This is a genomic window from Ramlibacter sp., assembly GCF_035655895.1.
GTDB lineage: Bacteria > Pseudomonadota > Gammaproteobacteria > Burkholderiales > Burkholderiaceae_C > Ramlibacter.
This window is the reverse complement of record NZ_DASRTN010000011.1, coordinates 263,590-277,216: the sequence shown is the minus strand read 5'-3', so window position 1 is coordinate 277,216 and position 13,627 is coordinate 263,590. Positions and strand designations below refer to the sequence as shown.

Sequence of the window (13,627 nt, the reverse complement as noted above, 5' to 3'; positions counted from 1 at the left end):
GCCCCCCAAACCTATAATCGTCCGCTTCGCCCGGCGCCTCGCGCACGGGCTGCCACAGCCCGGCGGCGCGTCCGGGCGAGCCGTCCGACCACCATGACCTCCACCGCTTCCAAGCCGCCCATCACCGTCGCCGAGATCCGCAAGACCTTCCTGGACTTCTTCGCCAGCAAGGGCCACACCGTCGTGGAGTCCAGCCCCCTCGTGCCGGGCAACGATCCCACGCTGATGTTCACCAACTCCGGCATGGTGCAGTTCAAGGACGTGTTCCTGGGCACCGACAAGCGGCCCTACGTGCGCGCGGCGTCGGTGCAGGCGTGCCTGCGTGCCGGCGGCAAGCACAACGACCTGGAGAACGTGGGGTACACGGCGCGCCACCACACCTTCTTCGAGATGCTGGGCAACTGGAGCTTCGGCGACTACTTCAAGCGCGAGAGCCTCAAGTGGGGCTGGGAGCTGCTGACCCAGGTCTACAAGCTGCCGGCCGAGCGCCTGCTGGCCACGGTCTACCACGAGGACGACGAGGCCTTCGACATCTGGACCAAGGAGATCGGCCTGCCGCCCGAGCGCGTCATCCGCATCGGTGACAACAAGGGCGGCAGGTACAAGTCCGACAACTTCTGGATGATGGCGGACACCGGCCCGTGCGGACCCTGTTCCGAGATCTTCTACGACCACGGCGAGCACATTCCCGGCGGCCCGCCCGGCAGCCCCGGCGAGGACGGCGACCGCTTCATCGAGATCTGGAACCACGTGTTCATGCAGTTCGACATGCAGCCGGACGGCAGCGTGGTGAAGCTGCCCGCGCCGTGCGTGGACACCGGCATGGGGCTGGAGCGCCTGGCGGCCATCCTCCAGCACGTGCACAGCAACTACGAGATCGACCTGTTCGACACGCTGATCCGCGCCGCTGCGCGCGAGACCGGCGAGCAGAACCTGGAACACCCGTCGCTGCGCGTGATCGCCGACCACGTGCGCGCCACCTCCTTCCTGGTGAGCGACGGCGTGATCCCCAGCAACGAGGGCCGCGGCTACGTGCAGCGCCGCATCATCCGGCGCGGCATCCGCCACGGCTACAAGCTGGGCCGCAAGACGCCGTTCTTCCACAAGCTGGTGCCCGACCTGGTGGCCCTGATGGGCGCCGCCTATCCGCGCCTGAAGGCCGAGGCGCAGCGCATCGCCGAGGTGCTGAAGAACGAGGAGGAGCGCTTCTTCGAGACGCTCGAGAACGGCATGGACATCCTCGACGCCGCGCTCAAGGACGGCCAGAAGGTGCTGCCCGGCGAGGTCGCGTTCAAGCTGCACGACACCTACGGCTTCCCGCTCGACCTGACGCAGGACGTCTGCCGCGAGCGCGGCGTCACGGTGGACGAGGCCGGCTTCGGCGCCGCCATGGACAAGCAGAAGGCGGCGGGCCGCGCGGCCGGCAAGTTCCGCATGGACCGCGCGCTCGAGTACACCGGCAGCGGCCATCCGTTCACCGGCTACGAGCGTCTCGAGGAGCCGGCCAGGGTGGTGGCCCTCTACAGCAACGGCACCCCGGTGCAGCAGCTGGCCGAAGGCGAGGCCGGCGTGGTCGTGCTGGACACCACGCCGTTCTATGCCGAGAGCGGCGGCCAGGTGGGCGACAGCGGCGCGCTCACGGCCGAGGGCATGCAGTTCGGTGTCGAGGACACGCAGAAGATCAAGGCCGACGTCTATGGCCACCACGGGACGCAGACCCAGGGCACGCTGAAGGTGGGCGACCAGGTCATGGCCAAGGTGGACGTGGCGCGCCGCCAGGCGACCATGCGCAACCACAGCGTCACGCACCTGATGCACAAGGCGCTGCGCGAGGTGCTGGGCTCGCACGTCCAGCAGAAGGGCTCGCTGGTCGATGCCGACAAGACCCGCTTCGACTTCACGCACAACCAGGCGGTCAGCGAGGACCAGATCCGCGAGATCGAGCGGCGCGTCAACGCCGAGATCCTGGAGAACCACCCGACCCAGGCGCGGGTGATGGACATCGACTCGGCCAAGGGGACCGGCGCCGTGATGCTGTTCGGCGAGAAGTACGGCGACACGGTGCGGGTGCTGGACATCGGCTCCAGCCGGGAGCTGTGCGGGGGCACCCATGTGCAGCGCACCGGCGACATCGGCCTGTTCAAGATCGTGGGCGAGAGCGGCGTCGCCGCCGGCATCCGCCGGGTCGAGGCCGTGACCGGCGCCAACGCGCTGGCCTACCTGCAGCAGGTGGAGGCGACGGTGCAGAGCGCCGCCTCGGCGCTCAAGGCGCCCGCGGCCGAGCTGCAGGCCCGCATCGGCCAGGTGCTCGAGCAGGTGCGTTCGCTCGAGAAGGAAGTGGCGCAGCTCAAGGGCAAGCTGGCGTCCTCCCAAGGAGACGAGCTGGTCGGCCAGGCGGTGGACGTCAAGGGCATCAAGGTGCTGGCGGCCACGCTGCAGGGCGCCGACGCGAAGACGCTGCGCGACACGATGGACAAGCTCAAGGACAAGCTCAAGACGGCTGCCATCGTGCTGGCCGCCGTCGACGGCGGCAAGGTCCAGATCGCCGCTGGCGTCACCGCTGACCGCATGGGCCAGGTCAAGGCCGGCGAACTGGTGAACTTCGTCGCCCAGCAGGTGGGCGGCAAGGGTGGCGGCAAACCCGACATGGCGATGGCCGGCGGCACCGATGCCAGCAAGCTGGCCGGCGCGCTGCAATCGGTGCAGGCCTGGGTCGCCGAGCGGGCCTGACGCTGCCGGCACGGACGCCCCTTCGCGGGCGCCGTGCCCGGATGCCGGTCAGCTGGGCCGGGTGAACACCAGGTCCCAGACCCCGTGGCCCAGGCGCAGCCCCCGCTTCTCGAACTTGGTCGGAGGACGGTAGGCCGGCCGGGGCGCGAAGCCCTCGGCGGTGTTGCGCAGCAGCGGCTCGGCACCCAGCACCTGCAGCATCTGCTCGGCGTAGGGCTGCCAGTCGGTCGCGCAATGCAGGTAGCCGCCCGGTCGCAGGCGCGAGGCCAGCTTCGCCACGAGGGGCGGCTGGATCAGCCGGCGCTTGTGGTGCCGCAGCTTGTGCCAGGGGTCGGGGAAGAACACGTGCACGCCGGCCAGGGTGCCGGGCACCAGCATGTGGTCGAGCACCTCGACCGCATCGTGCTGCAGGATGCGGATGTTGCGCAGGTCCTGCTCGCCGATGTGCTTGAGCAGCGCGCCGACACCAGGCTCGTGCACCTCGCAGCACAGGAAATTCGTCCCGGGCATCAGGCCCGCAATGTGCGCAGTGGCGTCGCCCATGCCGAAACCGATCTCCAGCACCGTGGGTGCATCGCGGCCGAAGGCCTGCGCCAGGTCCAGCGGCTGCGGCGAGTAGGGCAGCACGAAACGCGGCCCGTACAGCTCGAAGGCGCGGGCCTGGCCGGTGGTGGTGCGGCCTGCACGGCGCACGAAGGTGCGGATGGTGCGGGGATGCGCCACGCCTTCGGGCACGTGGGCTTGGGAGGGGTCGCCGGCGTCAGTCACCCGGGGATTGTAGGAAGGGCCAGCTGTCCACCCACGCCGCCAGCGCCTCGGGCACCGCGCCGTGCTGCGGCGGCAGGCCCAGCTGCGCCGCCGCGGCGTTCAGGCAGGCCAGCGGATCCCGCACGTCGAGCGGCTGCGCGCCGTTCTGCTTGGACAGCTTCTCGCCGTCGGGCGCGAGCACGAGCGGCGTGTGCAGGTAGGCCGGTGGCGCCAGGTCCAGGGCCTGCTGCAGGAGCAGCTGGCGCGGCGTGTTGTCGGCCAGGTCCTCGCCGCGCACCACGTGCGTGATGCCCTGATCGGCGTCGTCGACCACCACCGCGAGCTGGTAGGCCCACAACCCGTCGGCGCGGCGCAGGATGAAGTCGCCCACCTCGTGCGCGACGTCCTGCCGTTGCGGGCCGAGCCGACGGTCGTGCCACTCGACGCAGCCGTGCGACACCCGCAGCCGCCAGGCGCGCGCAGGGCGCCCGCGCAAGCCGTGGCGGCACGTGCCCGGATAGGGCGCCTCGCGGCCACGCAGGCGGGGACGCCCCAGCGCGGCGAGCGCCTCTTCGATGTCCTTGCGCGAGCAGGCGCAGGCATAGGCGCGGCCGGCGGCGACCAGGCGGTCGAGCGCGGACTGGTACAGCGCCCCCCGCGCCGATTGCCACGCCGGCGGCTCGTCGGGCACCAGCCCGCAAGCCGCCAATTGCTGCAGGATGACGGCGTCGGCACCGGGCACGCAGCGCGGCGTGTCCACGTCCTCGATGCGCACCAGCCAGCGGCCGCCATGGGCGCGCGCATCCAGCCAGCTGGCCAGCGCGGCGACCAGGGAGCCCGCGTGCAGCGGGCCGGTGGGGGAAGGGGCGAAGCGGCCGCGGTAGCGTGCCGCCGGACCGGTCATGTGCCCAGCGCGGCCAGTGCCAGTTCCAGGCCCGAGACGAAGGCGTTCTCCACCCGGTGGCCCAGGCACCAGTCGCCGCAGGCGCCCAGGCCGATGCGCGCGTCCCAGAGGTGCGTGCGGCCGAGCGGCGTGATGGTCTTGGCGTGGCGCCAGCGCTTGACCTCGACATGGGCTGGCCGGGCATGGATGCCGGTGACCTCGGCGAACGCCTTGAGCAGCTTGGCCTCGACCCGCGGCGGATCGTCCTGCAGGTGCTCGAACGACCAGGCCGGGCTGGCCTGCACGGTCCAGCGCTCCACGGGGCCCCGGCGCGGCTTGGAGGACTCGCGCGCCAGCCAGGCGATCCGGTGGTGGGTGCTCAGGGCCGCGTTCCATTGCGGGCCGAGATGGGGCAGGCCGGGCTGAAGCGCCTGCGGGAAGGCCAGCATCAGCGTCCAGCACGGCGCGATGTCCACCTGTCCCATCCGGTCGACGAAGGTCGGCGCCAGGCGCGAGCGCCCGAGCAGGGCGGCCCCCTGCGGCGCGGGCACGGCGAGCAGCACCGCGTCGAAGCCGGAGAACACGCGCACGCTGCCCTGCTCGCCTTCGGTGCGCAGCTGCCAGCGGCCCGGCGCGACCGGGTCGCGCTCGATCGCCTGCACGTCGATGCCCAGCTCCAGCGCCCCGGCGGCGGACAGCGGCTGCGTCCAGAGGCGCGGCAGTGCGTCCATCGTCGGCGCGCCGACCCAGTGCGCCTCCGGCGTGGGCAGCGCGGCCTCGGCCACGCGGCCGAGCGGGTCCAGCACGCGCACCGCGTTGGCGCTCCAGCGGCGGCAGACGTCCTCGGCACCGGTCAACGCGAGGTGGAACCGGGAATCGCGGACGGTGAAGTACTGGGCCCCGTGGTCGAAGCTGCCGAACGGCGTCTCGCGGCTGGCCATGCGGCCGCCCACCGTGGTCGCCTTCTCGAACAGGGTGACCTGGTGGCCCGCCTGCAGCAGCGTGCGGGTGCAGGCGATGCCGGCCAGCCCGGCGCCGACCACCGCGAAGCGGCGGTGCGGGGCGTTGTCGTGCGTGCGGTCGGGGGAGGTTGGCATCGCGGCGATTGTGGCATCAGCCCGGGAAGGCGCTCGCGTGGCGGTGCAGCAGCGCGTCGCGGGTGGCCTGGCTTTCCAGCTGCGACAGCCACCACTGCAGGCCGCGGCCCAGGCCGGGTGCGCCGCCCTCGCGCCACGCATAGCTCATGCGGCCGATGCGGGTCGGGCGCTGCGTGCGGCGCACGACCAGCCGGCCGGTTTCCACGAACGGCCGGGCCATCGGCTCGGGCAGGAAGCCCACGCCGAGCCCGCGCAGCTGCGCGTCGAGCTTGGCCCGCATGGTGGGCAGCGTGAGCACGTCCTGCCCGGCGAGCAGGCCCAGCGTGACGCCGTTGCCGCGCTGGGTGGAGTCGGCCACCGCGACCGCCCGGTGCCGCTGCACCTCCTCGTCGGACAGCGGCTCGGCCGCCCGTGCCAGCGGATGGTGTGGGGCGATCGCGAAGACGAAAGGCAGCTCTCCCAGCAGCCGGCTCGCGAGGCCGGCCGAGTTGCCGGGCTCCAGCGAAGTGCCGATCGCCAGGTCGGCCTGGCCGGACACCAGCGCCTGCAGCGTGCCCGACAGCGCCTCGTCGCGCACCCGCAGCCGGGTGTTGGGCGCGACCTCGAAGAATGCCTGGGCCAGCTCCATCACCGTGCCGCAGGACACCACGGCGTCCACCGCCAGGGTCAGCTGCGACTCCCAGCCGGTGGCCACGCGGCGCACCCGGTTGGCCACCGCGTCGACCTCGCTGAGCAGCCGCTCGCCTTCGCGCAGCAGCTCGGCACCGGCATCGGTCAGGCGCGCCTGGCGCGAGGCGCGGTCGAAGAGCAGGGCATCGAGGGCGTCTTCGACCTGGCGCACCCGGTAGGTCACCGCGCTGGGCACCAGGCCGAGCTCGCGAGCGGCCGCGGCAAAGCTGCCGGAGCGGGCCACGCTCTGCAGCAGGGAGAGCGCTTCCGGGGTCAGGACTTCGCGGGCCGTGGGCATGGTGTCATTCAGTTTTTTTGAATGATGCCATCAAACCCGGGTGCATCCGGGGTCGGCGGCCGGCACCTACAGTCGCTGTCATCGACCCAAGCACGCAAGGAGCCCACGATGCTGACTCTCCGCCGATCCCAGGAACGAGGCCATGCCAACCACGGCTGGCTGGACTCGCACCACAGCTTCTCGTTCGCCAACTACCACGACCCCGAGCACATGGGCTGGGGCAACCTGCGGGTGATCAACGAGGACCGGATCGCGCCGGGCACGGGCTTCGGCACGCACGGCCACCGCGACATGGAGATCGTGAGCTACGTGCTGCAGGGCAACCTGGCGCACAAGGACAGCATGGGCAACGTCAAGGGCATCCCGCCCGGCGACGTGCAGCGCATGAGCGCCGGCAGCGGCGTGATGCACAGCGAGTTCAACCACGCGCCGGACCAGGTGACGCATTTCCTGCAGATCTGGATCCAGCCGAACGTCACCGGCATTGCGCCAAGCTACGAGCAGAAGACCTTCGGTGAGGTCGACAAGCGCGGCCGCCTGCGCCTGGTGGCCTCGCCCGACGCCGCCGAAGGCTCGGTCGTCCTGCATGCGAACGCCCGGATCTACGCGGGCCTGTTCGACGGCAGCGAGTCTGCGCAGCTGCAGCTGGCCACCGGCCGCAAGGGCTACGTGCACCTGGTGCGCGGCGAGCTCGAGGTCAACGGGCACCTGCTCAAGGCTGGCGACGCCCTCCTGCTGCAGGACGAGACCAGCGTGTCGGTGGCCCGTGGCCACCAGGCCGAGGTGCTGGTCTTCGACCTGGAATCCTGATCCCCCAACCGCAACCCTGAACCCGAGGAGAACCACCATGGCCACCATGACCCACAACACCGTCGCCGGCAGCGCCGCCACCGGCACCGGCACCCAGAACGCCGCCACCCTGGTCGGCCGCGCGCTGCTCGCGTGGCTGTTCATCCCGGCCGGCTTCGGCAAGATCGCGGGCTTCGCCGGCGTGGTCGGCTACATCGCCTCCAAGGGCGTGCCGCTGCCCGAACTCTGCGCGGCGGTCGCGATCGCGGCCGAACTTGGCCTCGGCCTGCTGCTGCTGGTTGGCTGGCAGGCGCGCTGGGCCGCGCTCGGCCTGGCGGTCTTCACCGCCGTGATCACGCCGATCTTCCACAACTTCTGGGCCGTGCCCGAAGCCCAGAAGATGATGCAGATGCAGGCCTTCTGGAAGAACTTCGCCGTCGTCGGCGGTCTGCTGTTCGTCTGGGCGTTCGGTCCGGGCGCCATCAGCATCGACGGCCGGAACGCGCGCCGCTGACCTTTCCACCTTCCGCATCGTCATCCACACAACGAGGAGAACTCGAACATGCCCCAGATCGCAGTCGTCTACCACTCCGGCTACGGCCACACCCAGCGCCAGGCGCAAGCCGTGGCCGTAGGCGCCGGCGCGCAACTGATCGCCATCGACGCCGACGGCAACCTGCCCGAGGGTGCCTGGGAGCAGCTCGCCGCGGCCGACGCCATCGTGTTCGGCTCGCCGACCTACATGGGCGGGCCGAGCTGGCAGTTCAAGAAGTTCGCGGACGCGTCGTCCAAGCCCTGGTTCAGCTCGGCCTGGAAGGACAAGCTGTTCGCCGGCTTCACCAACAGCGCCAGCACGATGGGCGACAAGAACAGCACGCTCCACTACTTCTTCACGCTGGCCATGCAGCACGGCGGCGTGTGGGTGGGCACGGGCATGATGCCGTCGAACACCAAGTCGGCCACCCGCGACGACCTGAACTGGATGGGCGTGTGGGGCGGCGCCGCGGCGGTCTCGCCCTCGGACGCTTCGGCCGCCGAGATGTTCCCCGGCGACCTGCGGTTCGCCACCGAGTTCGGCAAGCGCGTGGCGCAGACCGCCGAGCGCTGGGCCCGCCGGTAGGGCGCCCGCCATGGCCGCCGCGCAGCAGCTCGCCGGACACGAGAAGGACCTGGGTGGCGGCTTCCGGGTCCGCCGCCTCCTGCCGGCCGCGCGCCGGCGCAGCGTCGGGCCGTTCGTCTTCTTCGACCACTTCGGGCCGGTCACCGAGGAGCCGCAGGCCAACCACGACGTGCGTCCGCATCCGCACATCGGCCTGGCGACGGTCACCTACCTGTTCGAGGGCGCGATGATGCACCGGGACAGCCTGGGCACCGAGCAGCTGATCGAGCCTGGCGCCATCAACTGGATGACGGCCGGCAGCGGCATCGTCCATTCGGAGCGCAAGCCCGACCACCTGCGCACGCAGCCGTATGTCAACCACGGCCTGCAGCTGTGGGTGGCGCTGCCCGCGGAGAAGGAGGAGATCGGCGCCTCCTTCGTGCACACGCCCGCACAGGCGATCCCGGAAGTGCGCGCCGACGGTGCGCTGGTGCGGGTGCTGGTGGGCGAGGCCTTCGGCGTGCGCTCGCCTGTCGAGCCTGCTTCGCCCACCGTCTACCTCGACATCGCGCTGCCGCAGGGGGGCGCGTTCGGGCTGCCGCCGCTGGCGCCCGAGCTGGCGGTCTACCCGATCGCCGGGGTCCTGTCACTGGATGGCGAGCCGATGCCGCCGCAACAGATGCTGGTGCTGGCACCGGGCGCCGCGGCGCGCATCGAGGCCGCCGGGCCGGCGCGGCTCGTGGTCGTCGGTGGCGAGACCGTCGGGCCGCGCTTCATGTACTGGAACTTCGTCTCCAGCCGCCAGGACCGCATCCTGCAGGCGAGCGCCGACTGGGAGGCCGGACGGTTTGGCCGGGTGCCCGGCGAGAGCGAGTTCATCCCGCTGCCGCCGACCCGGTTCACGCCGCCCGAACCGATGTCCTGAGCCGATGTCCTGAGCCGGATGGATTGCGCGGGCGCGGCGACTGCTCGCTGGCGCGCACCGTGCGCCCCGGTCCGGCGTGTCGGTGCCGCGTCACGCAGGCGCAGCGTGGAAGACCGTCCCGATCACGCGGACGGCGCCAGGTCCGGTCCCAGGGCTTCCCGTTCGTCGAACACGAAGCAGTTGCCACGGAAGTGCGCGCCGCCGGTCTCCTCGAAGTACTTCAGGATGCCGCCTTCGAGCTGCCACACGTGTTCCAGGCCGGCTTCCCGCATCACCAGCGCGGCCTTCTCGCAGCGGATGCCACCGGTGCAGAAGCTCACCACCGCCTTGCCTTCCAGCTCGGCGCGGTGCGCCTGCAGGGCCGCGGGGAAATCGCTGAACTTGCCCAGGCGCCAGTCGATCGCGCCCTCGAAGCTGCCGTGGTCCACTTCGAACGCGTTGCGCGTGTCCAGGGTCACCACCGGCCGTCCCTCGTCGTCGTGCCCCTGGTCCAGCCAGCGGCGGACGGTGCGCGCGTCCACCGCCGGCGCACGCCCGTTCTGCGGCGCGATCGCCGGATGGTTCATGCGGATGATCTCCGGCTTGACCTTGACCAGCAGCTTGCGGAACGGCTGGCTGGATGACCAGCTGCGCTTGGCCTCCAGATCACCCAGCCCGGGCTGGCGGCGCAGCAGGCCGAGCAGCGCGTCGACGGCCGCGGGGTCGCCAGCCAGGAACAGGTTGATGCCTTCGTGGGCGAGCAGCACTGTGCCCTTGAGGCCGAGATCGCGGGCGACGGGCAGCAGCGTCTCGCGCAGGCCACGGGGATCGTCCAGCTGCGCGAACTTGTAGCCGGAGACGTTCAGGACGGCATTCACCCCGGGATTTTAAGGAAGGCCCGGCCCGGCCTTTCCTACAATCGACCGCATGTTCGTCCACCTTCGCCTGCACACCGAATTCTCCATCGTCGACGGCACCAACCGCATCGACGACGTCGTGAAGGCGGCGGCCCGCGACGGGCAGCCGGCGCTGGCGATCACCGACCTGAACAACCTGTTCGGCGCGATCAAGTTCTACAAGGCCGCGCGCGGCGCCGGGGTCAAGCCGCTGGTCGGTTCGGAGTTGCTGCTGCAGGGCCTTGGCAAGGAGCCCGGGACGCTCTCGCGCATCGTGGTGCTGGTGCAGAACCGGGCGGGCTACCTGAACCTGTGCGAGATCCTCGCGCGGGCCTGGACGCAGAACGTCGTGCGGGCCCAGGGGGTCGCGCGCCTGGAGTGGCTGCGCGAGCTGGGCGAGGGCCTGATCGTTCTGTCGGGCGCCCACATGGGGCCGGTCGGCCAGGCGCTGCTGCAGGGCGACGCCAGCCGGGCCAGCCAGGTGGCGCTGGAGCTGGCCTCGCTGTTCCCGCACCGGTTCTACATCGAGCTGCAGCGCGCCGGCCGCGCCGACGACGAGAAGCACGTCGCGGCCGCGGTGCAGCTGGCGGCCAACCTCAACCTGCCGGTGGTCGCCACCCACCCAGTGCAGTTCACCGAACCCGACGACTACGAGGCGCACGAGGCGCGCGTGTGCATCTCCGAAGGCGAGATCCTGGGCAACCAGCGGCGCGTGCGCAAGTTCACCCGCGAGCAGTACTTCAAGCCTGCGGCGCAGATGGAGGCGCTGTTCGCCGACGTGCCCTCGGCCGTCGCGAACACGGTGGAGGTGGCCAAGCGGTGCAACCTGGTGCTGGAGCTGGGCAAGCCGCGTCTGCCCAACTTCCCCACGCCCAACGGCATGCCGATCGAGGAGTACTTCCGGTTCGCCTCGCACGAGGGCCTGAAGGAGCGGATGCTGCACCTGTACCCGGACGCCGCCGAGCGCGAAAAGCAGATGCCGCGCTATGTCGACCGGCTGGAGTTCGAGATCGGGACCATCCTGAAGATGGGCTTTCCCGGCTACTTCCTGATCGTCGGCGACTTCATCAACTGGGCCAAGAACAACGGCTGCCCGGTCGGCCCGGGCCGCGGCTCGGGCGCCGGCTCCCTGGTGGCGTACGCGCTGAAGATCACCGACCTCGACCCGCTGCAGTACAACCTGCTGTTCGAGCGCTTCCTCAACCCCGAGCGGGTGTCGATGCCCGACTTCGACATCGACTTCTGCCAGGGCAACCGCGACCGCGTGATCGACTACGTCAAGGAGAAGTACGGGCGCGAGGCGGTGAGCCAGATCGCCACCTTCGGCACCATGGCGGCACGCGCGGCCATCCGCGACGTGGGCCGGGTGCTGGACATGAGCTACACCTTCTGCGACGGCATCAGCAAGCTGATCCCCAACAAGCCGGGCCAGCACATCACGATCGCCGAGGCGATCAAGGTCGAGCCGGTCCTGGCCGAGCGCCTGGACAAGGAGGACGAGGTCAAGACCCTGCTGCACTTCGCGCAGAAGCTCGAAGGCATGACCCGCAACGTCGGCATGCACGCCGGTGGCGTGCTGATCGCGCCGGGCAAGCTCACCGACTTCACGCCGCTGTACCAGCAGCCGGGCAGCGACTCCGCCGTGAGCCAGTACGACAAGGACGACGTCGAAGCCGCCGGCCTGGTGAAGTTCGACTTCCTGGGCCTGGCGACGCTCACCATCCTGGAGATCGCGCGCGAGTTCATCCGCAAGCGCCACCAGAACCGCCAGGACTTCGCCTACGAGAACATCCCGCTGGACGACGCGGCCACCTACCGCCTGTTCGCCGACGGCAAGACCGAGGCCGTGTTCCAGTTCGAATCCCGCGGCATGCAGGGCATGCTGCGCGACGCCCGCCCGACGCGTCTGGAGGACCTGATCGCGCTGAACGCGCTGTACCGGCCCGGCCCGATGGACCTGATCCCCAGCTTCGTGGCGCGCAAGCACGGCCGCGAGCCGGTGGAGTATCCGCACCCGCTGGTGGCGGACATGCTCTCCGAGACCTACGGGATCATGGTCTACCAGGAGCAGGTGATGCAGACGGCGCAGATCCTGGGCGGCTACACGCTCGGCGGCGCCGACCTGCTGCGCCGTGCGATGGGCAAGAAGAAGGCCGAGGAGATGGCCCAGCACCGCGAGATCTTCCGCGCCGGTGCGGCCAAGAACGGCATCTCCCAGGAGAAGGCCGACGAGATCTTCGACCTGATGGAAAAGTTCGCGGGCTACGGCTTCAACAAGTCGCACGCCGCCGCGTACTCGCTGCTGGCCTACCACACGGGCTGGCTGAAGGTGCACTACACGGCCGAGTTCTTCTGCGCGAACATGACCGTGGAAATGGACAACACCGACAAGCTGAAGGTGCTGTTCGAGGACGCGATCAAGAATTTCGGGCTCACGTTCGAGCCGCCCGACGTCAACCGCGGCGTCTACCGCTTCGAGCCTATCTCGGACAAGGTGATCCGCTACGGCCTCGGCGCGGTCAAGGGCACGGGCCAGTCGGCCATCGAAGCCATCATCAAGGCACGGGAGGAAGGCGGGGCCTTCACCAGCCTCTACGACTTCTGCGTGCGCATCGACCGCACCCGCATCAACAAGCGGACGGTCGAGGCCCTGATCAAGGCCGGGGCGTTCGATTCGATCCAGCTCAATCGCGCGTCGCTGGTCGCCTCGATTGACCGGGCCTTCGAGTTCGCCAATGCGGCCGAGGCCAACGCCAACCAGGGCGGGCTGTTCGACATGGCCGACTCGCACGCGGCCAGCACCCAGGAGCCGCCGCTGGTGGAAGCGACCCCCTGGGGCGTGAAGGAGCGGCTCACGTACGAGAAGACGGCCGTCGGCTTCTACCTGTCGGGCCACCTGTTCGACGAGGTCGCCACCGAGGTGCGGCGCTTCGTGCGCACCCGGATCGACGATCTCATCGACAACCGCGAGCCGCAGCTGCTGGCCGGCATCGTCAGCGACTTCCGCGTCATCAACGGACAGCGCGGCAAGCTGGCGCTGTTCAAGCTCGACGACAAGAGCGGCATGATCGAGGCCACGGCCGACGAGGCCGTGATCAACGCCCACCGCAATCTGCTCAAGGACGACGAGCTGGTGATCGTGCAGGCCAAGCTGCAGCCCGATCGCTTCACGGGCGGATTCCGGTTGTCGGTGCAGCAGGCCTGGGACCTGGCCACGGCGCGCTGCCGCTTCGGCAAGTTCCTGCGGGTGGCGGTCAACGGCAAGGCGCCCGACATCCAGCGCCTGGTGCGCGAGTTCCCGGCGCGGCGCGAGCAGACCGAGCAGGGTGACGTCGTGCGGGGGCTGCCGGTGCGCCTGTCGCTCAAGCGCGAGCAGGCGGTCGCCGAGCTGCAGCTGGGCGAGGATGCGCGGTTCTTCCCCAGCGACGCGGCGCTGGCCAGCTGGATGGCGCAGGCCGACCAGGGGCTGGCGCAGATCGTGTACGAGTAGGCAAGGGCGCGTCCGCGCAGGCGGA

The 13,627-nt window shown here is 70.4% G+C and carries 11 protein-coding genes; 6 read left to right on the top strand and 5 right to left on the bottom strand.

The features are described from left to right. The first annotated feature begins 93 nt into the window (after positions 1 to 93). The gene (gene alaS / locus VFE82_RS13680; RefSeq protein ID WP_325000870.1) at positions 94 to 2,730 is read left to right on the top strand and encodes an alanine--tRNA ligase; all 2,637 of its coding nucleotides are present in this window, start codon (positions 94 to 96) and stop codon (positions 2,728 to 2,730) included. 48 nt (positions 2,731 to 2,778) lie between these two features. Here the strand turns inward: alaS and trmB are convergent, their stop codons facing one another. Genes trmB through VFE82_RS13660 form a run of 4 tightly spaced genes read right to left on the bottom strand, consistent with a single transcriptional unit; the run spans position 2,779 to position 6,424 of the window. Beyond that, on the bottom strand, positions 2,779 to 3,498 hold the full coding sequence (gene trmB, locus VFE82_RS13675; RefSeq protein WP_325000869.1) for a tRNA (guanosine(46)-N7)-methyltransferase TrmB: 720 nt from the start codon (positions 3,496 to 3,498) through the stop codon (positions 2,779 to 2,781). Then, positions 3,491 to 4,381 carry a tRNA glutamyl-Q(34) synthetase GluQRS gene (gluQRS, locus tag VFE82_RS13670; protein WP_325000868.1) on the bottom strand — a complete coding sequence of 297 codons (891 nt, stop codon included), beginning with the start codon at positions 4,379 to 4,381 and terminating at the stop codon, positions 3,491 to 3,493. The genes trmB and gluQRS overlap by 8 nt, the downstream gene beginning before the upstream one ends. Then, a complete protein-coding gene (locus tag VFE82_RS13665; protein ID WP_325000867.1) occupies positions 4,378 to 5,457 on the bottom strand; it encodes an NAD(P)/FAD-dependent oxidoreductase in 1,080 nt (359 codons plus the stop codon). The genes gluQRS and VFE82_RS13665 overlap by 4 nt, the downstream gene beginning before the upstream one ends. A 16-nt stretch (positions 5,458 to 5,473) precedes the next feature. After that, positions 5,474 to 6,424: a LysR family transcriptional regulator gene (locus tag VFE82_RS13660; RefSeq protein WP_325000866.1), complete on the bottom strand. Its 951-nt coding sequence runs from the start codon at positions 6,422 to 6,424 to the stop codon at positions 5,474 to 5,476. A 108-nt stretch (positions 6,425 to 6,532) separates the two neighbouring features. Here VFE82_RS13660 and VFE82_RS13655 point away from each other — a divergent pair, with 108 nt between their 5' ends. From VFE82_RS13655 to VFE82_RS13640, 4 genes are read left to right on the top strand one after another with little or no spacing between them, the layout of a single operon-like run. Beyond that, a complete protein-coding gene (locus VFE82_RS13655; RefSeq protein ID WP_325000865.1) occupies positions 6,533 to 7,234 on the top strand; it encodes a pirin family protein in 702 nt (233 codons plus the stop codon). Positions 7,235 to 7,271: 37 nt separating this feature from the next. Next, positions 7,272 to 7,727: a DoxX family protein gene (locus tag VFE82_RS13650; RefSeq protein WP_325000864.1), complete on the top strand. Its 456-nt coding sequence runs from the start codon at positions 7,272 to 7,274 to the stop codon at positions 7,725 to 7,727. Positions 7,728 to 7,775: 48 nt separating this feature from the next. Then, positions 7,776 to 8,333 carry a flavodoxin family protein gene (locus VFE82_RS13645; RefSeq protein WP_325000863.1) on the top strand — a complete coding sequence of 186 codons (558 nt, stop codon included), beginning with the start codon at positions 7,776 to 7,778 and terminating at the stop codon, positions 8,331 to 8,333. A 10-nt stretch (positions 8,334 to 8,343) separates the two neighbouring features. Next, the gene (locus VFE82_RS13640; RefSeq protein WP_325000862.1) at positions 8,344 to 9,237 is read left to right on the top strand and encodes a pirin family protein; all 894 of its coding nucleotides are present in this window, start codon (positions 8,344 to 8,346) and stop codon (positions 9,235 to 9,237) included. A gap of 122 nt (positions 9,238 to 9,359) precedes the next feature. Here VFE82_RS13640 and VFE82_RS13635 read toward each other — a convergent pair whose 3' ends face one another. Further along, positions 9,360 to 10,094 (bottom strand): sulfurtransferase, encoded by a 735-nt coding sequence (locus tag VFE82_RS13635; RefSeq protein WP_325000861.1) that lies wholly within the window; start codon positions 10,092 to 10,094, stop codon positions 9,360 to 9,362. A gap of 49 nt (positions 10,095 to 10,143) precedes the next feature. Here VFE82_RS13635 and dnaE point away from each other — a divergent pair, with 49 nt between their 5' ends. Further along, complete coding sequence (dnaE, locus tag VFE82_RS13630; RefSeq protein WP_325000860.1) at positions 10,144 to 13,602, top strand: DNA polymerase III subunit alpha; 3,459 nt, start codon at positions 10,144 to 10,146, stop codon at positions 13,600 to 13,602. Positions 13,603 to 13,627 lie beyond the last annotated feature (25 nt).